This is a genomic window from Pseudomonas sp. RA_15y_Pfl2_54 (assembly GCF_963971015.1).
Taxonomy (GTDB): domain Bacteria; phylum Pseudomonadota; class Gammaproteobacteria; order Pseudomonadales; family Pseudomonadaceae; genus Aquipseudomonas; species Aquipseudomonas baetica_A.
In genome coordinates this window covers 25949-47730 of sequence record NZ_CAXAPN010000032.1, presented here as the reverse complement: position 1 = coordinate 47730, position 21782 = coordinate 25949, and the positions used below count along the sequence as shown (strand labels likewise).

Here is a 21782-nt window from a genome sequence, read left to right as displayed (position 1 = left end):
GTTACGGCGCCTTCGCGAGCAAGCCCGCTCCCACATTGGGTATTGCGTGATGGTTAAGCGAGTTTTTCGAACTTCAGGTCCCACACGCCATGGCCCAGTCGTTCGCCGCGGCGTTCGAACTTGGTGATCGGGCGTTCGGCCGGGCGTGGCACGCACTTGCCGTCTTCAGCGAGGTTGCGGTAGCCCGGGGCGACGTTCATCACTTCCAGCATGTATTCGGCGTACGGTTCCCAGTCGGTGGCCATGTGCAGAATGCCGCCAACCTTCAACTTGCTGCGTACCAGTTCAGCGAACGACGCCTGAACGATACGACGCTTGTGGTGACGGCTCTTGTGCCACGGGTCCGGGAAGAACAGCATCAGGCGATCGAGGCTGTTGTCGGCGATGCAGCGGTTGAGCACTTCGATTGCGTCGCAATCGTAGACCCGCAGGTTGGTCAGGCCCTGGGTCAGCACGCCATTGAGCAGTGCGCCGACACCCGGACGGTGAACTTCAACGCCGATGAAATCCTGCTCTGGCGCCGCTGCGGCCATTTCGAGCAGCGAGTGGCCCATGCCGAAACCGATCTCCAGCGAGCGCGGTGCCGAACGGCCGAACACTTGATCGTAATCCACCGGCGCGTCGGCCAGCGGCAGCACGTACAGCGGCGCGCCCTGATCCAGACCGCGTTGCTGGCCTTCGGTCATGCGCCCGGCGCGCATCACGAAGCTCTTGATGCGGCGGTGTTGGCGCTCGTCGCCTTCTTCCGTCTGGATAGGCGTGTCGTTCGATTCAGTCATCAATGGCTCTTACTTGATCAGACCATCCAGCGGCGAAGAGGCGCTGGCATAGAGTTTTTTCGGCATACGGCCAGCGAGGTAGGCCAGACGGCCTGCAACGATGGCGTGTTTCATGGCTTGGGCCATCATCACCGGCTGCTGGGCGTGGGCGATGGCCGAGTTCATCAGTACGGCGTCGCAGCCCAGTTCCATGGCGATAGTGGCGTCGGAAGCGGTACCGACACCGGCATCGACCAACACAGGGATTTTCGCTTCTTCGAGGATGATCTGCAGGTTGTAAGGGTTGCAGATCCCCAGACCGGAACCAATCAGACCGGCCAGCGGCATGACCGCGATGCAGCCGATTTCCGCCAGTTGGCGGGCGATGATCGGGTCATCGCTGGTGTACACCATCACGTCGAAGCCTTCCTTGACCAGCGTTTCGGCGGCCTTGAGGGTTTCGATCACATTGGGGAACAGCGTCTTCTGGTCGGCCAGCACTTCCAGCTTCACCAGATTGTGGCCATCGAGCAGCTCGCGGGCCAGGCGGCAAGTACGCACGGCTTCTATCGCGTCGTAGCAACCGGCGGTGTTCGGCAGAAAGGTGTAGCGATCCGGCGACAGCACGTCGAGCAGGTTCGGCTCGCCTTCGATCTGGCCCAGGTTGGTGCGGCGCACGGCGAAGGTAACGATCTCGGCACCCGAGGCTTCGATGGCCTGACGGGTTTCTTCCATGTCACGGTACTTGCCGGTACCGACCAGCAAACGCGACTGGTAAGTACGACCGGCCAGCACAAAAGGCTTGTCGCTGCGAACGATGCTCATGGGGAATCCTCTTTAGGGGTGAGGGTCTTGCAGAATTCTGTGCCCTTGCGGACCGGGCGATCAGCCGCCGCCGATAGCGTGCACCACTTCGACGTTATCGCCGTCGTTGAGCGTGGTGTCGGCATGCTGGCTGCGCGGGACGATATCCAGATTGAGTTCGACTGCCACTCGACGCCCGGTCAGTTCCAGACGAGTGATCAGGGCCGCAACGGTCTCGCCGTCGGGCAGTTCAAGGGATTCGCCGTTCAACTGAATGCGCATGCGTAACGCCGCCATCATTTTTAGGGGCTGGCATTCTAGCCCGATCATGACCTAAAGGTCAGCACCAAGCGTCAAGCGGTTGGTTGCAAGCGCCAGGCGGCGAGGCCCAGGCATACCCAACCGACCAGGAACGCCAGGCCACCAAATGGGGTGATGATGCCGAGCTTGCTGATGCCGGTGGTGGTCAGCACGTACAGACTGCCGGAGAACAACACGATACCGACAGCGAACGAAACGCCAGCCCAGGTCACCAGCCGCCCCTGAATCTGCGTGGCCAGCAGCGCCACACCAAACAGCGCCAAGGTGTGCAGCAGTTGGTAGGTCACGCCCGTGTGGAAAATCGCAAGGTACTCGGGCGTCAGGCGGCTTTTCAGGCCATGAGCGGCGAACGCGCCCAAGGCTACGCCAGTAAAACCAAAGAAAGCGGCCAGCATCAGAAAGCCACGCAACATTGGGAACTCCATTCAGACTCGATCGGCAGGGTCTGTATAATGGCCCGCTCCACCGGTTCGGCCAAGCCATCTCTATGCTGCGTTCTATTTTCCGTCGTCTCACGAAGGCCCTGCTCTGGTTCGCCAGCGGCAGCGTCTTGCTGGTGCTGGTGTTTCGTTTCGTACCGCCGCCGGGTACGGCATTGATGGTCGAACGCAAGATTGAATCGTGGGTCGATGGTGAGCCGATTGACCTGCAGCGCACGTGGAAGCCGTGGAACGAAATCTCCGACGATCTCAAAGTGGCAGTCATGGCCGGTGAGGATCAGAAATTTCCCGAGCATTGGGGTTTTGACTTTGGCGCCATTCAGGCAGCGCTGGCCCATAACGAACTCGGCGGCTCGATCCGTGGCGCAAGTACCTTGAGCCAGCAAGTCTCGAAAAACCTGTTTCTGTGGTCCGGCCGCAGCTATCTGCGTAAAGGCCTGGAAGCGTGGTTTACCGCGCTGATCGAGGTGTTCTGGCCCAAGCAGCGAATTCTTGAGGTGTATCTGAACAGCGCCGAGTGGGATGACGGGGTGTTTGGCGCCGAAGCGGCGGCCCGGCATCACTTTGGTGTGAGCGCCAAGTCGCTGTCCCGCCAGCAGGCGAGTTATCTGGCAGCCGTATTGCCGAACCCACGGGTTTGGAGCGCAAGCCATCCGACCGCGTATGTCTCGCGGCGAGCGGGATGGATTCGCCAGCAGATGAGGCAACTGGGCGGGACGAGCTATCTGCTCGGGCTCAATGATTCGCGTCGGGCGCCTTGGTCCGAATGACAAAACGTCGTCTTAGCGCCCTGAAGGCCCCTGTGGGAGCCAGGCTTGCCCGCGAAGGCGTGGAGTCAGACAACATCTATGTTCAATGATCTACCGCTTTCGCTCCCACATTTGGTTTGCACTGAACCATAAAAAACGCCCCGATCATTACTGATCGGGGCGTTTTTTATTGCCTGTAGGGCGGTTACGCGGCAATCGACAACTTGAGCTTGTTCATCGCACTCTTTTCGAGCTGACGGATACGCTCGGCCGACACATTGTACTTCTGCGCCAAGTCGTGCAGCGTGGCCTTCTCTTCTGCCAGCCAGCGCTGGTAGAGGATGTCACGGCTACGCTCGTCCAGCACTTCCAGAGCTTCGTGCAGGTTGTGGTTGGAGTTGTCACTCCAGTCGGCATCTTCCAGTTGACGCGCCGGGTCGTACCGGTGGTCTTCCAGATAGTTGGCTGGCGACTGGAAGGCGCTGTCATCGTCGGCTTCGGCAGCCGGGTCGAAGGCCATGTCATGGCCGGTCAGGCGACTTTCCATCTCTCGCACTTCCCGCGGCTCGACGCCGAGGCTTTCCGCCACACGGTGGACTTCCTCGTTGTTCAGCCACGCCAGACGTTTCTTCTGGCTGCGCAGGTTGAAGAACAGTTTGCGCTGGGCCTTGGTGGTCGCGACTTTCACAATGCGCCAGTTGCGCAGGATGAACTCGTGAATTTCCGCCTTGATCCAGTGCACAGCGAACGACACCAGGCGCACACCCATTTCCGGGTTGAAACGTTTTACGGCCTTCATCAGGCCGACGTTACCTTCCTGGATCAGGTCAGCCTGAGCCAGACCGTAGCCGGAATAGCTACGGGCAATGTGTACGACAAAACGCAGGTGGGCGAGCACCATCTGCCGAGCCGCCCCCAAATCCTGCTCATAGTAGAGACTCTCGGCCAGTTCACGCTCCTGCTCCGGCGTCAGCAATGGAATGCTGTTGACGGTGTGCACATAGGCTTCCAGGTTCGCACCCGGAACCAACGCGTACGCAGGTTGCAAAGAATTGGTCATACGAAAAAACCTCCGGCTTACATACTTGTGCCTTTCAGCACTGCGAAAAATTGACCGGGAACTCAGGTACAAGTTCCCAAAAAAACCGTAAGGCCAATCACGCGCAAAAAGATTCTACTTCGGCGCCAGCTCCCTGAGATGGCGTGCTACTGCAATCCATGCACCGATATAACCCAACAGCACCGCGCCAAGCAAGAGCGACAGACCGTCGGCAACTGGCACTCCGGCCAGTGCGAAATCACTGCCGTACAAGCCGGCCAGTCCAACCACCGCATCGTTCAGCCAGTTCAGGCCGAACGCCAATACTCCCCAGGACAACAGCCCCGCACCGAAGCCATACAGCGCGCCCATATAAAGGAAAGGACGGCGCACATAGCTGTCAGTGCCGCCGACGAGTTTAATCACTTCTATCTCGGTGCGGCGGTTTTCAATATGAAGACGAATGGTATTGCCTATCACCAAAAGTAATGCAGACACCAAAAGCACCGTCAGGCCGAAGACAAAACGATCACCGAGCTTGAGGATGGCGGCCAGACGCTCGACCCAGACTAGATCAAGTTGCGCCTGTTGTACCTTGGGCAGTTCGGAAAGTTTTTGTCTTAATGCTTCCAGCGTCGCTTTATCGACCTCGTCCGGCGTCACCAGCACTACGCCCGGGAGCGGGTTTTCGGGCAGCTCACGCAGGGCTTCGCCCAATCCCGACTGCTGCTGGAACTCTTCCAGCGCCTGGTCACGGCCAACATATTCAGCATCAGCTACACCGGGCATGGCTTTGATCTGCTCGCGCAGCGACTCGCCCTGCTCTGGGCTGGCATCGAGTTGCAGGTACAGCGAGATCTGCGCCGCACGCTGCCACGAACCGCCAAGACGCTCGACGTTGTTGAGCAACAACGACAAGCCCATCGGCAAGCTCAGCGCCACGGCCATCACCATGCAGGTGAAGAAACTGCCGATCGGCTGCTTGCCCAGACGACGCAAACTGTCGAGCAGACTGGCACGGTGGCTTTCGACCCAGGCGCGAAACAGCGTGGCGAAGTCCGGGCCGTCGTCATCGTCGTGCTTTTTCTTTTTTGGCGGTTGTGGATCGGCGGCTTTCGGGGCCACGCGCTCGGAAACCTTCGGACTGCGTGTCGCACTCATACGCCGGCCTCCCCGTCGCCGATCAATCGGCCGCGTTGCAAGGTCAGCATGCGATGACGCATGCGCGCAATCAGCGCCAGGTCGTGACTGGCGATCAGCACGCTGGTGCCCAGTCGGTTGATGTCTTCAAACACCCCCATGATCTCGGCCGCCAGACGCGGGTCGAGGTTACCGGTCGGTTCGTCCGCCAGCAGTAACGCTGGGCGGTGAACGATGGCGCGGGCGATGCCGACGCGCTGTTGCTGACCGGTGGACAGGTCGCCCGGGTACAGATCGGTTTTATCCGACAGCGCCACACGCTCCAGCGCCGAGTCGACCCGCTTGGCGATTTCGGCCTTGGACAGGCCGAGAATCTGCAGTGGCAACGCGACATTGTTGAAAACGGTGCGGTCGAACAGCAACTGGTGGTTCTGGAACACCACACCAATCTGCCGGCGCAGAAACGGAATCTGCGCGTTGCTGATGGTGCTCAGATCTTGCCCGGCCAGCAGCAGTTTGCCGCTGGTCGGACGCTCCATCGCCAGCAACAGGCGCAACAAGGTGGATTTACCCGCACCGGAATGGCCGGTGACAAACAAGAACTCGCCACGACGGACTCGAAAGCTCAGCTCATGCAAGCCGACGTGACCGTTCGGGTAGCGTTTACCGACCTGTTCGAAACGAATCATGAACGCTCCCGCTCGGCAAACAGCGCCTGGACAAAGGGTTCGGCTTCAAAGGTACGCAAATCGTCGATGCCTTCACCGACGCCAATGTAGCGGATCGGCAGACCAAACTGCTTGGCCAGGGCAAAAATCACCCCACCCTTGGCGGTGCCGTCGAGCTTGGTCAGCGCCAGGCCGGTCAGTGCGACGGTCTGGTTGAATTGCTTGGCCTGGTTGATGGCGTTCTGGCCGGTACCGGCGTCGAGCACCAGCAGCACTTCGTGCGGGGCGTCGGCGTCGAGTTTGCCAATGACGCGGCGAACCTTTTTCAGCTCTTCCATCAGGTTGTCTTTGGTGTGCAGACGACCGGCGGTATCAGCGATCAACACGTCGATACCACGGGCCTTGGCGGCCTGCACGGCGTCGAAGATCACCGAGGCCGAGTCGGCGCCGGTGTGCTGAGCGATCACCGGGATCTTGTTGCGCTCGCCCCAGACCTGCAATTGCTCCACGGCCGCGGCGCGGAAGGTGTCACCGGCGGCGAGCATGACTTTCTTGCCTTCCAGTTGCAGTTTTTTCGCCAGTTTGCCAATGGTGGTGGTTTTGCCGGCGCCGTTGACGCCCACCACCAGAATCACGAACGGCTTGTTCTGCGAAACGATTTTCAAGGGTTGCTCAACTGGCTTGAGCATAGCGGCCAGTTCAGCCTGCAAGGATTTGTACAGTGCGTCGGCGTCAGCCAGCTCTTTACGGGCGACCTTCTGGGTCAGGCGTTGAATGATCTGCGTGGTGGCTTCGACACCAACGTCGGCCGTCAGCAGACGGGTTTCGAGGTCGTCGAGCAGCTCGTCATCGATGGTCTTCCTGCCGAGAAACAGGCTGGCCATGCCCTCGCCGATGCTGGCGCTGGTCTTCGACAAGCCTTGTTTGAGACGGGCGAAGAAGCCGGCTTTGGTTTCTTCGGTGCGCGGGGCTTCGGCCGACACTGGCGCGGGCGCAGCGTCCGCCGCAACGATTGGCGCGGCAACACCTGGCGCGGGTTTTGGCTCTGGTTGCTGGACGACTGGAGCAACTGGCTCAACAACCACGGGCGCAACAGGCTCAGGAACAACCGGCGCAGGCTCGACAACCGGCTCAACCACAGGCGCCGGAGCCACCTCGGCAACGAACGCGGCTGGCGCTGGAATGGGCGGCGTGACGTGAGGGGCGGCTTCTTCCACCAGCGCCACCGGCTCTTCGGCCACTGGCAAGGTGAGCCACGGCTCTGCAACCGGGGTCAGCGGCAACTCGGCAACCACCTCCGGCGCCGGCTCTGGCTCGGCCGCCGGTTGTAACACTGGCTCGGCAATCGGCAGAATGGTCGGCGCCGGCTCTTCTTCTATTACAGGAGCGGGTGCGTTGACCGGTTCAGGAATCGCGGGCGGCTGTTCGACGACGGGTTCCTGCGGTTTTTTACGCAGCCATCCGAACAGGCTTTTCTTCTCGCCAGCCGCAGCTGGGGTCTTCTTGTCGTCGTTGGAACCAAACATGGAGGACGGCTATCTCACAGTAGCGACGCGCCATAAGGGCGCCCCGGCAAATAAATATTCGATGCAGAACAGACTGTGTTTCACCCAGCTTGTTCACGCGCAACATTTTGTCGAGGCACCAGCGGCACCCCAAAGAATCGTATTAACGAAGGACTAAACCGGCAAAATCGGCGAAAAAGCGTAGTTTAGTCGATACACCGCAGCTTTCTGCCGCAAACCCATGCAGCCGGATCAGGCCTGAAAACCTGATAGGCGTGGTCGCCAGTAAAACGGATCAGTATCCTAGCACCTCCTCGCCCGCCTAGGCTAAGACCAAGCGGGCAGCCCAACAGGTTAAAAAACGAATGAATGCTCTAGCCCGCCGCGCTGCTGGCCTGCTGCTCAGCACAGTCTGCCTGCCTCTTTCGGCCCTGGCGGCCGACCCGCAACCGACCCACGAATTCACCCTCGACAACGGCCTCAAGGTCGTCGTTCGCGAAGACCATCGCGCGCCGGTAGTGGTGTCGCAGGTCTGGTACAAGGTGGGTTCCAGCTACGAAACCCCGGGCCAGACCGGCCTGTCCCACGCCCTTGAGCACATGATGTTCAAGGGCAGTGAGAAAGTCGGCCCCGGCGAAGCTTCGCTGATCCTGCGCGACCTCGGCGCCGAAGAGAACGCGTTCACCAGCGACGACTTCACCGCTTATTACCAAGTGTTGGCCCGCGATCGTCTGGGCGTCGCCTTTGAGCTGGAAGCCGACCGCATGGCCAACTTGCGCCTGCCGGCCGACGAGTTCGCCAAGGAAATCGAAGTCATCAAGGAAGAGCGCCGCCTGCGCACCGATGACAAGCCGATGTCCAAGGCTTACGAGCGCTACAAGGCGATGGCTTACCCGGCCAGCGGTTATCACACGCCGACCATCGGCTGGATGGCTGATCTGGACCGGATGAAGGTCGAAGAGCTGCGTCACTGGTACCAATCCTGGTACGTGCCGAACAACGCCACGCTGGTGGTGGTCGGTGACGTCACCCCTGACGAAGTGAAAACCCTCGCCCAGCGCTACTTCGGGCCAATCGCCAGGCGCGACGTGCCACCGGCAAAAAAACCGCTGGAACTGGCAGAACCCGGCGAACGCCAGATCACCCTGCATGTGCAGACCCAACTGCCTAGCCTGATGCTCGGCTTCAACGTGCCAAGCATCGCCACGACTGAAGACAAACGCTCGGTCAATGCCCTGCGCCTGATCTCGGCGCTGCTTGACGGCGGTTACAGTGGGCGCATTCCAACGCAACTGGAGCGTGGCGAAGAATTGGTGTCCGGCGGGTCGTCGAGCTACGACGCCTACACCCGTGGCGACAGCCTGTTCACCCTGTCGGCCACGCCGAACACCCAGAAGAAAAAAACCATCGCCCAAGCCGAGGCCGGTCTCTGGAAACTGCTGGAACAACTGAAAACCACCGCGCCGACCGTCGAAGAACTGGAACGCGTACGTGCGCAAGTGATTGCCGGTCTGGTCTACGAGCGGGATTCGATCACCAGCCAAGCCACCGCCATCGGCCAGCTTGAAACGGTCGGTCTGTCGTGGAAACTGATGGACACTGAACTCGCCGACCTGGAAAGCGTGACCCCGCAAGACATCCAGAACGCCGCCAAGCTGTATTTCACCCGCGAACGTCTCAGCGTCGCCCACGTCCTGCCTCTGGAGACGACTCATGAGTGAGCGTAAACCCCCACGCCTGTTGCTCGGTCTGATCGCCATCGCGGTAATCGGCTCTGCGGCGTTTGTCCTGACGCCCGGCGCTAAAACCGACGCCAGCGAAGCGCTGGACAAGGCCAGGACCAGCCAAAAGCTGCAATCGCTGACCGAACTCGACGGCAAAGCCCCGGCCAGCCGCAAACTCGACGTGCAAACCTGGAACACTGCCGAAGGTGCCAAGGTGCTGTTCGTCGAGGCGCATGAACTGCCGATGTTCGACATGCGCCTGATCTTCGCCGCTGGCAGCAGCCAGGACGGCAACACACCGGGTTTGGCGGTGCTGACCAACGCCATGCTCAACGAAGGTGTCGCCGGCAAGGACGTCGGCGCCATTGCGCAAGGCTTTGAAGGGCTGGGGGCTGATTTCGGCAACGGCGCCTTCAAGGACATGGCGCTGGCCTCGCTGCGCAGCCTGAGTGCTGCCGACAAGCGCGAGCCGGCCCTGAAGCTGTTCTCGCAAGTGGTGGGCAAGCCGACCTTCCCTGCCGACTCGTTCGCGCGCATCAAAAACCAGATGCTGGCCGGTTTCGAGTACCAGAAACAGAACCCCGGCAAACTCGCCAGCCTGGAACTGATGAAGCGTCTATACGGCGATCACCCGTACGCTCATTCGAGCGACGGCAATGCGCAGAGCGTCCCGCAGATCACCCTCGCGCAATTGCGTGAATTCCATGCCAAGGCCTACGCCGCTGGCAACGTGGTGATCGCGCTGGTCGGGGACTTGTCCCGCGCTGACGCCGAGGCCATTGCCAATCAGGTTAGCGCCGCCCTGCCCAAAGGCCCGGCGCTGGCGAAAATCGCTCAGCCGCAGGAACCGAAGGCCAGCATCAGCCACATCGAGTTCCCGTCCAAACAAACCAACCTGATGCTCGCGCAACTGGGCATCGACCGTGACGATCCGGACTACGCGGCGCTGTCGATGGGCAATCAGATCCTCGGTGGGGGTGGTTTCGGTACTCGATTGATGAGTGAAGTCCGCGAGAAACGTGGCCTGACTTATGGCGTCTACTCGGGTTTCAGCCCGATGCAGGCCCGTGGCCCGTTCATGATCAACCTGCAGACCCGCGCAGAAATGAGCGAGGGCACCCTGAAACTGGTGCAGGACGTCCTCGCCGACTATCTGAAAACCGGCCCGACCCAGAAAGAGCTCGACGACGCCAAACGCGAACTGGCCGGCAGCTTCCCGCTGTCTACCGCGAGCAATGCCGATATCGTCGGCCAACTTGGCGCGATGGGCTTCTATAATCTGCCGCTGAGCTATCTGGACGACTTCATGCGTCAGTCGCAGAGCCTGACGGTGGAGCAAGTGCGCGACGCCCTGAACAAACACCTGAGCACGGATAAAATGGTCATCGTCACCGCTGGCCCGACCGTGCCGCAAAAGCCGTTACCGGCCCCTTCTGATAAACCTGCCGAGCAACCGCTCGGGGTTCCGGAGCATTAATGGCCACTCGAGCACCTAAAAAACCCGCCCACAACGTCCACAACGGCGTGAACCAGCTACGCATCATTGGCGGCCAGTGGCGCAGCCGCAAGCTGAGCTTTCCCGACGCGCCAGGCCTGCGCCCGACGCCGGATCGCGTGCGTGAAACGCTGTTCAACTGGCTGGCGCCCTATGTGGAGGGGGCCAAGGTCCTCGACCCGTTCGCCGGCAGTGGTGCGCTGTTTCTCGAAGCCCTGTCCCGTGGCGCCGCCATGGGGCAGGCGCTGGATGCGAGCAATATCGCGGTATCCAGCCTCAAGGAACACCTCGGCACCCTGCGCTGCACCAACGGACAGGTGCAGACGGCCGACGCCCTGCGTTATCTGGAAACCCAGACCGCCAGCGCTTTCGACCTGGTATTCCTCGACCCGCCGTTCAATCAGAACCTGCTGCCCGCCGTCTGCACGCTGCTGGAAGAGCGTCAGTGGCTGGCCGACGACGCCTGGGTGTACACCGAAAGCGAAACGGCGCCGTCGACCCTCGGCCTGCCGGCCAACTGGCGTCTGCACCGCGAGCAGAAATCCGGCCGTGTCTATTACGCGCTGTGGCAACGCAGCGCCTGATCACAAGCAACATGCGTTAGCTGATCTGCGATAAATAGATACCGCACAGCCCCCTCCGAATCTCGCCACAGTGGTTGCCGCAATCTGCGTTAACCACTGAGGACGATTCACGTATGGACACATTTTGCAGCCGGATGCTGCTCTTTCTTTGCCTGGCGCCCCTGATGTCCCTGGCCGCCCCGCCCCCACCGACTCACCACTTCACTCTGGACAATGGCCTTAAGGTGCTCGTGCGCGAAGATCATCGCGCGCCGCTGGTGACCTCACAACTCTGGTTCAAAGTCGGTTCCGCCGACGAAGCACCGGGCCAGAGCGGGCTCTCCCACACGCTCGAACACATGCTCTACAAAGGCAGCAGCAAGACTTGCGCCGGCGAGGCCACAGCGATTCTGCAATCGCTCGGCGCCCGGGAAAACGCTTTCACCAGCAAAGATGTCACCGCCTATCACCAAACCCTGACCCCCAGGTACCTGGGTGTTGCGTTCGAGCTGATGGCCGATCTGATGTCAACTGCACACCTGCGCGATGAAGACCTGACCCCGGAACTGGCGGTGATTCGCGAAGAACGGCGTTCGCGAACCGAAGACGACCCCAGCGGCCTGGCACTTGAGCGTCTCACCGCCGTGACGCATTTGGCCAGCAGCTATCGCACGCCGACTATTGGCTGGATGCATGACCTGAACCAACTCAATGCCAGCGATCTGCGCCATTGGTATGAAACCCGCTATGCGCCCGGCAACGCCACGCTGGTCGTTGTCGGTGACGTGACGCTCGATCAGGTCAAGCAGTTGGCGCAGCGTTACTTTGGCCATCTGCAAGCAAGAGCCGTTCCGGGCGCGTTAAGGCCCACGGAGCTGAAACAGCCCGGCGAGCGCAGACTGATCCTGCATCTGCCCGTCCCCGCCCCCCAACTGATCATGACCTTTAATGTGCCGGGGTTGGTCACCGCCGAAAATCGGCGAACCGTGCACGCTCTGCGCCTGATCGACACATTGCTGGGTGGTGCCAACAGTGCACGCCTGCAAAAGCGCCTGCAATTTACCGAGCAGTTGTTCAGCGAGGTGGCAACCTCTTACGACACCCTCACACGCGGTGACAGCCTGCTATTGCTGACCGCCAATCTTGCCAGCGCCCACCCTGACGATCTTGAGGCTGCCGAAAAGCGAGTCTGGCAAATGATCGAAGAATTGCGAACCAGCCCGCCAGCCGCCGATGAGCTGGAACGTGCCCGCACTCAGTTGATTGCCCGGCAGATCTACGCGCAAGACTCCATCGTAGAGCAGGCCCAGGGGTTAGCCGCATTGCAGAGTATCGGCCAACCCTGGCAGTTGCTGGATCAGGATGCGGACGAGCTGGCACAGGTGACACCCACTGATATACAGCAGGCCGCCATGACCTTTTTGACCCGCGAACGCCTGAGTGTTGCGCATGTGTTCAAGGAGACCCGCCCATGAACGACTACCGTTGGCCTACCTGGGTCGCATTGTCAGGTCTCGGCCTGATCGCCTGTCTGTGCGGCGCCCGAACGTTTGCAGACACTTCGATTGTTGCGCCGGCAAACTTCCCCGCGCCACGCCTGGAGTCTCTCCGGGTGCCGGTTTCTGATCCGGCCACGCCACGGGGGCTGTCCATCAAGGGCTGGAAGACCCTGACCGGCACCAAGGTGTTGTTCATCCGCACCACGGCATTACCGATGTTCGATCTGCATGTCAGCTTCGCGGCGGGCAGTGCGCGGGACGGCGGCACGCCGGGGCTCGCCGCCGCCACGTTTGGCATGCTTAACGAAGGCGTGCCAGGCAAAGACTTGCCTGCCATCGTCGAAACCTTCGACGGCCTCGGTGCGCAGCTCGAAATGACGATCGATCACGAACGTGCCAACCTGGTGTTGCGCAGCTTGAGCGATGCTCAAAAAAGCACCCCGGCACTGCACCTGTTTACTCAGATACTCGGCGAACCGTTGCTGACCGACGAGGCCTTGCAGAGGGTAAAAAACGAACTGCGTGACCACCTCCTGTTCAGGTCGGAGCAGGCAGGCAATTCATCCGAGCAGTCGGTCAAGGCATTGCTTGCCCCGGGCAGCCCCTATTCGCTGCCGTTCTATGGCACGGATCAAGGCTTGCAGTCGCTGAGCCGCCAGGCAGTCAAAGACTTCCACCAACGTTTCTACGGCGCCAGTCATGCACAGATCACCCTGGTCGGTGACCTGACGCTGGACCAGGCAAAAGCCATCAGCCTGCAAGTCAGCCACGCATTACCGGTCATGCCTGCGGGCACGGGGGCTACGCCGATGCCTGCGCTAAGACCGCTGGGCACCAAACGGACCTTCCATGAGGAACAGCCACTGACCCAGACCTCGTTGATACTGGGCCAGCTCGGTGTGTCGCGCCAGCATCCGGACTATGCCGCGCTGTACGCGGCCAACCTGATTTTTGGTGGCACGGCAAACAGCCGACTGATGAACGAACTACGGGAAAGGCGCGGGTTGGTGTACGACGTGCATTCACAAAACAGTCACTGGGCCAGCGCGGGCTTGATGACAATTTCCCTGCAAGTCAGCCCGTCATTGAGCGCAGGCATTCTGGCGTTGACCCGATCAATGTTCCGCGACTATCTGCGCGACGGCCCGACGCAACAAGAGCTCGACCAGATCAAGCTTAGAGTGACCAACATGGTCGCCCTGGACAGCGCCAGCAACAAACAAATACTCAAGCAATTGGTGGACATCAATCGCCATGATCTGCCACTCGACATCGATTACATCGCCCAGCAGGTGCAACGCCTGACGCTCAAGCAAATCAAAGAGGCGCTGAACCGACACCTGGCTGCCGATCAGTGGCGCGTGGTGACGATCGGTGCAACCGTCGATCAGCAGCCGTTGCCTGCACCACCGGCCACACCGCCCGGCACATCTTCCAGTGCATGTGTCGCGCCGTAGCAGGCTTTGTGGCAAGTTAGGTTTTAAATTGAAAAGCAGCAGACGACCGGCGTCTGCTGCTTTGCGCAAGACCTAGTCGAGATTTGCCGTGCAACCACGTTCACCTTCCCCCGCCCTTCGTTTCCGTCCGGCCTTTGGCCTGGGCAATCCACACCTGCAAACCCTGTGGGGTCCGTTGTGGCGTAAAACCGTTCATCTTGATCGCCAGCGTGAACGCCTGTGGCTTGAAGATGGCGATTTCCTCGACCTCGACTGGCACGGCCCTCACAGTGCCAAAGCTCCGTTGGTATTGGTGCTGCACGGGCTGACCGGTTCCTCGAACTCGCCATACGTTGCCGGCCTTCAAGCCGCGCTCGCCGCGCAAGGCTGGGCCAGTGTCGCCCTGAACTGGCGCGGCTGCTCAGGCGAACCGAATCTGCTGCCGCGCAGTTACCACTCCGGTGCCAGCGAGGACCTCGCCGAAACCATTCGGCACCTGCGCGCCAAACGACCACTGGCGCCGCTGTATGCGGTCGGTTATTCCCTGGGCGGCAATGTGTTGCTCAAGCACCTCGGGGAAACCGGCAACACCAGCGGTGTGTGTGGTGCGGTGGCCGTGTCGGTGCCGTTTCGCCTCGACCAATGCGCCGATCGTATCGGCCAGGGTTTTTCCAGGGTCTATCAGGCGCACTTCATGCGCGAGATGGTCGCCTACATCAAGAACAAGCAAAGGCAATTCCAGCACGACGGACGCGAGGACGGTATGGCCGCACTGGCGGCGCTCGGCTCGCTGGAAAACATGCGCACGTTCTGGGATTTCGATGGCCGGGTGACCGCGCCACTGCACGGGTTCACCGATGCCGAGGATTACTATCGCCGCGCGTCGAGCCGTTACTTTCTCGGCGAGATCCGCACACCGACCCTGATCATTCAAGCGGCGGACGATCCGTTCGTGTTCCCGCATAGTCTGCCGCAAGCCAGTGAACTGTCGGCGACGACTGAATTCCAATTGCTGGCTCGCGGCGGTCACGTCGGATTCGTCGAGGGCTCGTTGCGCCAGCCCGGCTATTATCTGGAAAGGCGCATCCCGCAGTGGCTGGCGGGCCTGACGTCATGATTGATCAGGCTCGCCCCCACAAGGAAGGGCGTGGTAATTACTCGCCGGTAGCGATTCCACGCGAAGGCTCGTTGATCCACTCGCTCCACGAACCGGCATACAACGCCCCCAACGGATAACCCGCCAGGCACAGCGCGAACAGGTTGTGACACGCCGTCACGCCCGAGCCGCAATACGCGACCAGTGCCGACGGCGAACGCTCGCCAAGCCTGGCGGCAAAGCGCTGCTTGAGTTGATCGGCCGGCAGGAACCGACCGTCACCACCCAGATTGTCGGTAAACGCTGCACATTGCGCGCCGGGAATGTGCCCGGCAATCGGGTCGATAGGCTCGACTTCACCCTTGAAACGCGGCAAGGCCCGGGCGTCAAGAAGGGTCAGCGTCGGTTGACCGAGCCGCTGCTGCAATTGCTCGGCGCTGAGCAGTAAGGTCGTGTCCGGCTGGCCGCTGAAACTGCCACGGACAGTGGTCGGTGCATCCAGGCTCAGCGGCAGACCCGCCGCGTGCCAGGCCTTGAGCCCGCCATCGAGAATGAACACGCCATCACGCTTGCCCAGCCACGCCAGCAACCACCACGCTCGGGCCGCATAGGCACCCGGGCCGTCGTCGTACAAAACCACGTCGCTGTCAGCGTTGATGCCCCAGGCTTGCAGACGCTCGACCAGCGCCGCAGGCGCAGGCAACGGATGCCGGCCCGTCACACCCTTGACCACTTTGCCGCTGAGGTCACGCTCAAGATCGGCGAAACTCGCTCCGGCAATGTGCCCCTCGGCGTAGCTGCGCTGACCGTAGTCCGGGTCATCGAGGGCAAAACGACAATCGAGAATCACCAGCCCCGGCTGCTCCTTGCGGACATCCAGTGCGGTAGGGCTGATCAGTTGCGCAATCGACATAACGGGCTCCTGTGGAATTCGACAGAACGGTTTACTTCACGTCCTCAAGGGCCTGGGCCAGCGGTACGTAGAATTCTTCGAACAGTGCATTGACCTGATCGCGCGCCTGCTCGGTGACAAACCCGGCTTCCAGCACCAACACCTGATACACGCCACGTTTGATGGCTTGCTCGCTGAGGTGGTTGGAGTTCTCACGGGTGGTGCACAGAAAGCGTACCCAGGACGTCAGGATGATCCAGGCATTGAGGGTCAGCGATTCAATCTGCACACGGTCCATGTCGAGGATCCCGGCGGCCACGAAACCCTCGTAGATCGCCGCGCCTTGAATCACGCAGCGCTGGGAAAAGCGTCGATAACGGGCCGCCAGTTCCGGATCGCTGTCGAGCAAATGCTCAAGATCGCGGTGCAGAAAACGGTAACGCCACATCGCCGACAGCAGCTCCTTGAGATAGAAGCGCTTGTCTTCGACCGTCGCGGCGCGTCCCTGAGGTGGGCGCAGGAAGCTGTCCACAAGGCTTTCGTACTCACTGAACAACACGGCGATGATCGCCTGCTTGTTGGGGAAGTGGTAGTACAGGTTGCCCGGAGAAATCTCCATGTGAGCAGCAATATGATTGGTGCTGATGCTGCGCTCGCCCTGTTGATTGAACAGTTCGAGGCTGTTCAGCACGATACGTTCGCTGGTTTTTATTCGTGGGGCCATGGCTTGAGCTTTAATTCAGAGTGCGGTGACGGGCATCTTACGACCTATCCGGAAATGGATAAAACAAAGCTGCACAAGGAAGCCATTTGACTTTCTAGAGTACAGACTCTAAAAATTGCCCCATTACAATAATTCCGGAGCCCACTATGACTGCCGATATAGCCTACCTGCAAACGCTGCAACAGCCACTGGAAGCGCTTGATCGGCAGTTCAACGCGCAACGGGCCGCGTATGCCGCCAACCCGATGCCGCCTGCTGCCCAGCGCCAGCAATGGCTCAAGGCCCTGCGCGATGTGCTGAGCGATGAACGTCAGGCCTTGATCGAGGCGATCAGTGCCGACTTCAGCCACCGCAGCGCCGACGAGACCCTGCTGGCCGAATTGATGCCCAGCCTGCACGGCATTCACTACGCCAGCCGCCACCTCAAGGGCTGGATGAAAGCCTCGCGGCGCAAGGTCGGCCTGGCCTTCCAGCCCGCCTCGGCGAAAGTCGTGTATCAGCCGCTGGGCGTGGTTGGCGTCATCGTTCCGTGGAATTACCCGCTGTATCTGGCCATCGGCCCGTTGGTCGGCGCACTGGCGGCGGGCAACCGGGTGATGCTCAAGCTCAGCGAATCGACGCCAGCCACCGGGCTGTTGCTCAAGGCATTGCTGGCGCGAATCTTCCCCGAGGATCTGGTGTGCGTGGTGCTCGGCGAAGCAGATATCGGCGTGGCGTTTTCCCGTTTGCGCTTTGATCATCTGCTGTTTACCGGCGCCACCAGCATCGGCAAGCAGGTGATGCGCGCGGCAGCGCAAAACCTCACCCCGGTCACCCTGGAACTGGGCGGCAAGTCCCCGGCCATTGTCTCCCGTGACGTACCGTTGAAGGATGCGGCCGAACGCATTGCCTTCGGCAAAACCCTCAACGCCGGCCAGACCTGCGTGGCCCCGGATTACGTGCTGGTGCCGCAAGACCGCGTCGGCGCGTTCGTCGAAGCCTATCGCCAGGCCGTGCAGGGCTTTTATCCAACCCTCGCCGACAACCCGGACTACACCGCAATCATCAACGATCGCCAATTGGCGCGGCTCAACGGATACATCAGCGATGCCACCAGCAAGGGCGCCCTGTTGATTCCGTTGTTCGACCAAGGCCAGGGTCGCCGCATGCCACACAGCGTGCTGCTCAATGTCAGCGACGAGATGACCGTGATGCAGGACGAAATTTTCGGGCCGTTGCTGCCGATCGTGCCGTATCAGGATCTGGAGCAGGCATTGGCTTACATCAATCAGCGGCCACGACCTCTGGCTCTTTACTACTTTGGCTACGACAAACGCGAACAGAACCGCGTGCTGCACGAAACCCATTCGGGTGGTGTGTGCCTGAACGATACCTTGCTGCATGTGGCTCAGGATGACATGCCATTCGGCGGCATCGGCGCTTCGGGCATGGGTCACTACCACGGTCGCGAAGGCTTTCTGACGTTCAGCAAAGCCAAAGGCGTACTGATCAAACAGCGTTTCAACGCCGCCAGACTGATTTACCCACCGTACGGAAAATCCATTCAGAAACTGATTCAGAAACTGTTCATCCGCTAATCATTCGTCATCGCCGCCGGGTAATAAAAACAATGCACCCAAGCCTGACTGAAACACCTGCCCTGTCGCGCCGTGGCCTGCTGAAATTCAGCCTCGGCGCCACCGCGTTTCTCGCCACTGCCGGGCTCGGCGCCAGCCTCAGTGGTTGTTCGTCGAGCGTCCCGGCCCAGGGTTTCACTGTTTTGCGCGATGGCGATCTTTTGTTTCTGCGCGCATTGATTCCGGTAATGCTCGACGGCGCCGTGGCCGTCGAGAAGATGCCCGGCGCGGTCGACGGCACGCTCCAGTCGCTGGACTACAGCCTCGATCACCTGTCGCCGGAAATGCTCAAGCTCACCCGGCAGTTGTTCGACGTGCTGGGCATGGCCGTGACGCGCGGGCCCCTCACCGGCATCTGGGGCAGCTGGGAAAACGCCAGCCCTGAAGCAATGCGCCACTTCCTCGACCGGTGGAAAAACAGCGCGTTGAGCCTGTTGCGCATGGGCCACAGCTCGCTTCAGCAAATGGTGATGATGGCCTGGTACACCCGCGCCGAGTCCTGGGCGCATTGCGGTTATCCCGGCCCGCCGACTGTCTGAACCCAAGACGCGCCCTTCGCGGGCAAGCCCGCTGCCACCGAGGACTGCATTTCAATGTGCAAGCGAGCTTGCTCGCGAAGGGGCCCGCTGGAACAACAAAAACAAGAGAGCCTGAACATGCCAGTACCCGACCCGTTCCGCGAAGGCCTCGCCCGAGGCTGGAAAACCTACAACGGCGCACAACTCACGGACGACCTGACCCTCGAAACCGATGTCGCGATCATCGGTAGCGGCGCTGGCGGTGGTACCACGGCAGAAATCCTCAGCGCCGCCGGCTATAAAGTGTTGCTGATCGAAGAAGGCCCGCTGAAAACCAGTTCCGATTTCAAAATGCTTGAAGACAAGGCCTACAGCAGCCTCTATCAGGAAGGCATTGGCCGCATGAGCAAGGACGGCGCGATCACTATCCTGCAAGGCCGGGCGGTCGGCGGTACCACGCTGATCAACTGGACATCGAGCTTTCGCACCCCAGAACCGACCCTCGAACATTGGGCCAAAGAACACAGCGTCAAAGGCCACAGTCCGGCCGAGATGGCGCCATGGTTCGAAAAAATGGAACAGCGTCTCGGCGTCGCTCCGTGGCTGATTCCGCCCAACGCCAACAACGACGTGATCCGTAAAGGCTGTGAACAGCTCGGTTATAGCTGGCACGTTATTCCACGCAACGTGCGCGGCTGCTGGAACCTCGGTTACTGCGGCATGGGCTGCCCGACCAACGCCAAGCAATCGATGATGGTCACGACCATTCCGGCCACCCTGGAAAAGGGCGGAGAGCTGCTTTATCTGGCCCGCGTGCAAAAGCTGTTGATCACCGGCGACAAGGTTTTCGCCCTGCAATGCGTCGCCATGGACGAGCGTTGCGTCGAACCGACCGGGCGCTCCATCACGGTCAAGGCACGGCATTACGTGCTCGCCGGCGGCGGCATCAACAGTCCGGCGCTGCTGCTGCGTTCAGACGCGCCAGACCCACACAAAACCTTGGGCAAACGCACATTCCTGCATTTGGTGAACATGTCCGCCGGGCGCTTCGATGACGTCATCAACCCGTTCTACGGCGCGCCGCAGTCGATTTATTCCGACCATTTCCAGTGGAAGGACGGCGTCACCGGCCCCATGGGCTACAAACTCGAAGTGCCGCCGCTGCAACCGGCGCTCGCGGCCACCCTGCTCGGCGGTTTTGGTCAGGACAACGCGCAGCGCATGGCCGATCTGCCACATACCCACGTCACGCTGGCGCTGCTTCGCGATGGGTTTCACCCCGACAGCAGCGGCGGCAACGTAGAGCTGCGGGGCGACGGCTCGCCAGTGCTCGACTATCAAGTCTCGCCCTATGCCTGGGAGGGGTTGCGCCGGGCCTTCCACAGCATGGCCGAGATCCAGTTCGCCGGCGGCGCCAAAGCGGTGATGCCGATGCACGCCGACGCGCGTTATGTGAAGACCCTAGCCGAGGCCCGTACGTTGATCGATGGCTTGCGCCTTGAGCTGTATCGCACACGGTTGGGCAGCGCCCACGTCATGGGCGGCTGTGCGATGGGCGAAGAGCCGAAAACCGCCGTCGCCGATAGCCTTGGCCGTCATCATCAGCTCACCAATCTGTCGATTCACGACGGCTCGCTGTTCCCCACCAGCATCGGCGCCAACCCGCAGTTGTCGGTATACGGGCTGACGGCACAATTGGCGACGTCCCTCGCCGATCGACTGAAAAACCCATGAAAAACCGGATCATTCCCATCGTCTATAGTGCTTTCTTACCCAACAGGCGACTTGGCCGACCGGGACGGCTGCGATACCATCCGACTCCCCAACGGACTCCCGCCAGGACGACGCGATGAACCGAGTGTTGTACCCAGGTACCTTCGACCCTATTACCAAGGGCCATGGCGATCTGGTCGAACGCGCCTCGCGCCTGTTCGACCATGTGATCATTGCTGTCGCTGCCAGCCCGAAGAAGAACCCGCTGTTCCCGCTGGAACAACGGGTCGAACTGGCTCGCGAGGTCACCAAACACCTGCCGAACGTAGAAGTGGTCGGCTTCTCGACGTTGCTGGCGCATTTCGCCAAAGAGAAGAACGCCAATGTGTTCCTGCGTGGTTTGCGTGCGGTGTCGGACTTCGAATACGAATTCCAGCTGGCCAACATGAACCGTCAATTGGCCCCGGATGTGGAGAGCCTGTTTCTCACCCCGTCCGAGCGTTATTCATTCATTTCTTCGACGCTGGTGCGCGAAATCGCCGCGTTGGGCGGCGATATCAGCAAGTTCGTCCACCCAGCCGTGGCAGACGCCCTGACCCTGCGCTTCAAGAAGTAACGACCGTTCAAACGGCGCCCGCGTGCACTGCGGGCGCCAATGCGGCACAATTGCGCGCATTGATTTATAGCGCCCGGGCCTGCCGCCCCGGCTGGAGTGAGCATGTCCCTGATCATCACCGACGATTGCATCAACTGCGACGTCTGCGAACCCGAGTGCCCAAACGCCGCGATTTCCCAAGGCGAGGAGATCTACGTGATCGACCCGAACCTGTGCACCCAGTGCGTCGGCCACTACGACGAACCGCAGTGCCAGCAGGTTTGCCCGGTGGATTGCATTCCACTGGACGAAGCCCATCCTGAAACTCAAGAACAGTTGATGGAGAAGTACAACAAGATCACCGGCAAGGCCTGATCTGACCGCTTTGTAGCGTTTCTTCGGGCCTCTTCGCGAGCTAGCCCGCTCCCGCACTGGAATGCATTCCAAAGGTGAGAGCGGGCTTGCTCGCGAAAGGACCATCAACAAC

At 60.7% G+C, this 21782-nt stretch carries 22 protein-coding genes; 12 read left to right on the top strand and 10 right to left on the bottom strand.

Annotated features, from left to right (window positions below; genetic code table 11):
• Positions 1-53 precede the first annotated feature (53 nt).
• The 4 genes from trmB to AACY50_RS21710 all read right to left on the bottom strand — a co-directional run bounded on the left by trmB (position 54) and on the right by AACY50_RS21710 (position 2296).
• Positions 54-779 (bottom strand): tRNA (guanosine(46)-N7)-methyltransferase TrmB, encoded by a 726-nt coding sequence (trmB, locus tag AACY50_RS21725; RefSeq protein ID WP_007913622.1) that lies wholly within the window; start codon positions 777-779, stop codon positions 54-56.
• 9 nt (positions 780-788) lie between these two features.
• On the bottom strand, positions 789-1583 hold the full coding sequence (locus tag AACY50_RS21720) for a thiazole synthase (RefSeq protein WP_339464690.1): 795 nt from the start codon (positions 1581-1583) through the stop codon (positions 789-791).
• A 60-nt stretch (positions 1584-1643) separates the two neighbouring features.
• Entirely contained in the window at positions 1644-1844 is a 201-nt protein-coding gene (thiS, locus tag AACY50_RS21715) for a sulfur carrier protein ThiS (protein WP_122604433.1), read from the bottom strand.
• A gap of 71 nt (positions 1845-1915) precedes the next feature.
• Positions 1916-2296, bottom strand: a complete 381-nt coding sequence (locus AACY50_RS21710) for a DUF423 domain-containing protein (protein WP_339430357.1) — start codon at positions 2294-2296, stop codon at positions 1916-1918.
• Between the two features lie 74 nt (positions 2297-2370).
• On the opposite strand from AACY50_RS21710, the gene mtgA reads away from it, so the two are divergent.
• Entirely contained in the window at positions 2371-3093 is a 723-nt protein-coding gene (gene mtgA / locus AACY50_RS21705; RefSeq protein ID WP_339464689.1) for a monofunctional biosynthetic peptidoglycan transglycosylase, read from the top strand.
• Positions 3094-3277: 184 nt separating this feature from the next.
• Here the strand turns inward: mtgA and rpoH are convergent, their stop codons facing one another.
• The 4 genes from rpoH to ftsY all read right to left on the bottom strand — a co-directional run bounded on the left by rpoH (position 3278) and on the right by ftsY (position 7445).
• Complete coding sequence (gene rpoH, locus AACY50_RS21700) at positions 3278-4132, bottom strand: RNA polymerase sigma factor RpoH (RefSeq protein WP_003229146.1); 855 nt, start codon at positions 4130-4132, stop codon at positions 3278-3280.
• Between the two features lie 114 nt (positions 4133-4246).
• Positions 4247-5272, bottom strand: a complete 1026-nt coding sequence (gene ftsX, locus AACY50_RS21695) for a permease-like cell division protein FtsX (protein ID WP_221732397.1) — start codon at positions 5270-5272, stop codon at positions 4247-4249.
• Positions 5269-5940, bottom strand: coding sequence for a cell division ATP-binding protein FtsE (ftsE, locus tag AACY50_RS21690; protein ID WP_003229148.1), 672 nt, complete (start codon positions 5938-5940; stop codon positions 5269-5271). Before ftsE ends, ftsX begins: the two co-directional genes overlap by 4 nt.
• Positions 5937-7445 (bottom strand): signal recognition particle-docking protein FtsY, encoded by a 1509-nt coding sequence (gene ftsY / locus AACY50_RS21685; protein ID WP_339430359.1) that lies wholly within the window; start codon positions 7443-7445, stop codon positions 5937-5939. The genes ftsE and ftsY overlap by 4 nt, the downstream gene beginning before the upstream one ends.
• Before the next feature lie 344 nt (positions 7446-7789).
• Here ftsY and AACY50_RS21680 point away from each other — a divergent pair, with 344 nt between their 5' ends.
• The 6 genes from AACY50_RS21680 to AACY50_RS21655 all read left to right on the top strand — a co-directional run bounded on the left by AACY50_RS21680 (position 7790) and on the right by AACY50_RS21655 (position 15258).
• Positions 7790-9145 carry a M16 family metallopeptidase gene (locus AACY50_RS21680; protein ID WP_339430360.1) on the top strand — a complete coding sequence of 452 codons (1356 nt, stop codon included), beginning with the start codon at positions 7790-7792 and terminating at the stop codon, positions 9143-9145.
• Positions 9138-10625: a M16 family metallopeptidase gene (locus AACY50_RS21675; protein WP_339430361.1), complete on the top strand. Its 1488-nt coding sequence runs from the start codon at positions 9138-9140 to the stop codon at positions 10623-10625. Before AACY50_RS21680 ends, AACY50_RS21675 begins: the two co-directional genes overlap by 8 nt.
• On the top strand, positions 10625-11227 hold the full coding sequence (rsmD, locus tag AACY50_RS21670) for a 16S rRNA (guanine(966)-N(2))-methyltransferase RsmD (RefSeq protein WP_221732401.1): 603 nt from the start codon (positions 10625-10627) through the stop codon (positions 11225-11227). Before AACY50_RS21675 ends, rsmD begins: the two co-directional genes overlap by 1 nt.
• A 113-nt stretch (positions 11228-11340) precedes the next feature.
• A complete protein-coding gene (locus tag AACY50_RS21665; RefSeq protein ID WP_339495459.1) occupies positions 11341-12681 on the top strand; it encodes a M16 family metallopeptidase in 1341 nt (446 codons plus the stop codon).
• Positions 12678-14162: a M16 family metallopeptidase gene (locus AACY50_RS21660; RefSeq protein WP_339430363.1), complete on the top strand. Its 1485-nt coding sequence runs from the start codon at positions 12678-12680 to the stop codon at positions 14160-14162. Before AACY50_RS21665 ends, AACY50_RS21660 begins: the two co-directional genes overlap by 4 nt.
• An 88-nt stretch (positions 14163-14250) precedes the next feature.
• Complete coding sequence (locus AACY50_RS21655; protein WP_339464685.1) at positions 14251-15258, top strand: hydrolase; 1008 nt, start codon at positions 14251-14253, stop codon at positions 15256-15258.
• 37 nt (positions 15259-15295) lie between these two features.
• Here AACY50_RS21655 and AACY50_RS21650 read toward each other — a convergent pair whose 3' ends face one another.
• Both AACY50_RS21650 and AACY50_RS21645 read right to left on the bottom strand, forming a co-directional pair.
• Positions 15296-16150 (bottom strand): sulfurtransferase, encoded by an 855-nt coding sequence (locus AACY50_RS21650; RefSeq protein ID WP_339464684.1) that lies wholly within the window; start codon positions 16148-16150, stop codon positions 15296-15298.
• A gap of 31 nt (positions 16151-16181) precedes the next feature.
• Positions 16182-16853, bottom strand: a complete 672-nt coding sequence (locus AACY50_RS21645; protein WP_221732406.1) for a TetR/AcrR family transcriptional regulator — start codon at positions 16851-16853, stop codon at positions 16182-16184.
• A gap of 146 nt (positions 16854-16999) precedes the next feature.
• Between AACY50_RS21645 and AACY50_RS21640 the strand changes: the two genes are divergently transcribed.
• The 5 genes from AACY50_RS21640 (at position 17000) to AACY50_RS21620 (ending at position 21670) form a co-directional block, all read left to right on the top strand.
• Positions 17000-18430 (top strand): coniferyl aldehyde dehydrogenase, encoded by a 1431-nt coding sequence (locus AACY50_RS21640; RefSeq protein WP_339539162.1) that lies wholly within the window; start codon positions 17000-17002, stop codon positions 18428-18430.
• Between the two features lie 32 nt (positions 18431-18462).
• Complete coding sequence (locus tag AACY50_RS21635; protein WP_339430367.1) at positions 18463-19008, top strand: twin-arginine translocation pathway signal protein; 546 nt, start codon at positions 18463-18465, stop codon at positions 19006-19008.
• A 117-nt stretch (positions 19009-19125) separates the two neighbouring features.
• The gene (locus tag AACY50_RS21630; protein WP_339430368.1) at positions 19126-20721 is read left to right on the top strand and encodes a GMC family oxidoreductase; all 1596 of its coding nucleotides are present in this window, start codon (positions 19126-19128) and stop codon (positions 20719-20721) included.
• Between the two features lie 115 nt (positions 20722-20836).
• Positions 20837-21316 (top strand): pantetheine-phosphate adenylyltransferase, encoded by a 480-nt coding sequence (gene coaD / locus AACY50_RS21625; RefSeq protein WP_221732410.1) that lies wholly within the window; start codon positions 20837-20839, stop codon positions 21314-21316.
• A gap of 102 nt (positions 21317-21418) precedes the next feature.
• The gene (locus AACY50_RS21620) at positions 21419-21670 is read left to right on the top strand and encodes a YfhL family 4Fe-4S dicluster ferredoxin (protein WP_221732411.1); all 252 of its coding nucleotides are present in this window, start codon (positions 21419-21421) and stop codon (positions 21668-21670) included.
• The last annotated feature ends 112 nt before the right edge of the window (positions 21671-21782 follow it).

Coding starts and splice junctions, on each gene's coding strand:
- AACY50_RS21680 (WP_339430360.1), top strand. CDS start 7,790: ATGAATGCTCTAGCCCGCCGCGCTGCTGGCCTGCTGCTCAGCACAGTC.
- AACY50_RS21720 (WP_339464690.1), bottom strand. CDS start 1,583: ATGAGCATCGTTCGCAGCGACAAGCCTTTTGTGCTGGCCGGTCGTACT.
- AACY50_RS21650 (WP_339464684.1), bottom strand. CDS start 16,150: ATGTCGATTGCGCAACTGATCAGCCCTACCGCACTGGATGTCCGCAAG.
- trmB (WP_007913622.1), bottom strand. CDS start 779: ATGACTGAATCGAACGACACGCCTATCCAGACGGAAGAAGGCGACGAG.
- AACY50_RS21645 (WP_221732406.1), bottom strand. CDS start 16,853: ATGGCCCCACGAATAAAAACCAGCGAACGTATCGTGCTGAACAGCCTC.
- AACY50_RS21620 (WP_221732411.1), top strand. CDS start 21,419: ATGTCCCTGATCATCACCGACGATTGCATCAACTGCGACGTCTGCGAA.
- AACY50_RS21635 (WP_339430367.1), top strand. CDS start 18,463: ATGCACCCAAGCCTGACTGAAACACCTGCCCTGTCGCGCCGTGGCCTG.
- rsmD (WP_221732401.1), top strand. CDS start 10,625: ATGGCCACTCGAGCACCTAAAAAACCCGCCCACAACGTCCACAACGGC.
- AACY50_RS21675 (WP_339430361.1), top strand. CDS start 9,138: ATGAGTGAGCGTAAACCCCCACGCCTGTTGCTCGGTCTGATCGCCATC.
- AACY50_RS21660 (WP_339430363.1), top strand. CDS start 12,678: ATGAACGACTACCGTTGGCCTACCTGGGTCGCATTGTCAGGTCTCGGC.
- AACY50_RS21630 (WP_339430368.1), top strand. CDS start 19,126: ATGCCAGTACCCGACCCGTTCCGCGAAGGCCTCGCCCGAGGCTGGAAA.
- AACY50_RS21640 (WP_339539162.1), top strand. CDS start 17,000: ATGACTGCCGATATAGCCTACCTGCAAACGCTGCAACAGCCACTGGAA.
- AACY50_RS21710 (WP_339430357.1), bottom strand. CDS start 2,296: ATGTTGCGTGGCTTTCTGATGCTGGCCGCTTTCTTTGGTTTTACTGGC.
- ftsY (WP_339430359.1), bottom strand. CDS start 7,445: ATGTTTGGTTCCAACGACGACAAGAAGACCCCAGCTGCGGCTGGCGAG.
- rpoH (WP_003229146.1), bottom strand. CDS start 4,132: ATGACCAATTCTTTGCAACCTGCGTACGCGTTGGTTCCGGGTGCGAAC.
- AACY50_RS21665 (WP_339495459.1), top strand. CDS start 11,341: ATGGACACATTTTGCAGCCGGATGCTGCTCTTTCTTTGCCTGGCGCCC.
- ftsE (WP_003229148.1), bottom strand. CDS start 5,940: ATGATTCGTTTCGAACAGGTCGGTAAACGCTACCCGAACGGTCACGTC.
- mtgA (WP_339464689.1), top strand. CDS start 2,371: ATGCTGCGTTCTATTTTCCGTCGTCTCACGAAGGCCCTGCTCTGGTTC.
- coaD (WP_221732410.1), top strand. CDS start 20,837: ATGAACCGAGTGTTGTACCCAGGTACCTTCGACCCTATTACCAAGGGC.
- ftsX (WP_221732397.1), bottom strand. CDS start 5,272: ATGAGTGCGACACGCAGTCCGAAGGTTTCCGAGCGCGTGGCCCCGAAA.
- thiS (WP_122604433.1), bottom strand. CDS start 1,844: ATGCGCATTCAGTTGAACGGCGAATCCCTTGAACTGCCCGACGGCGAG.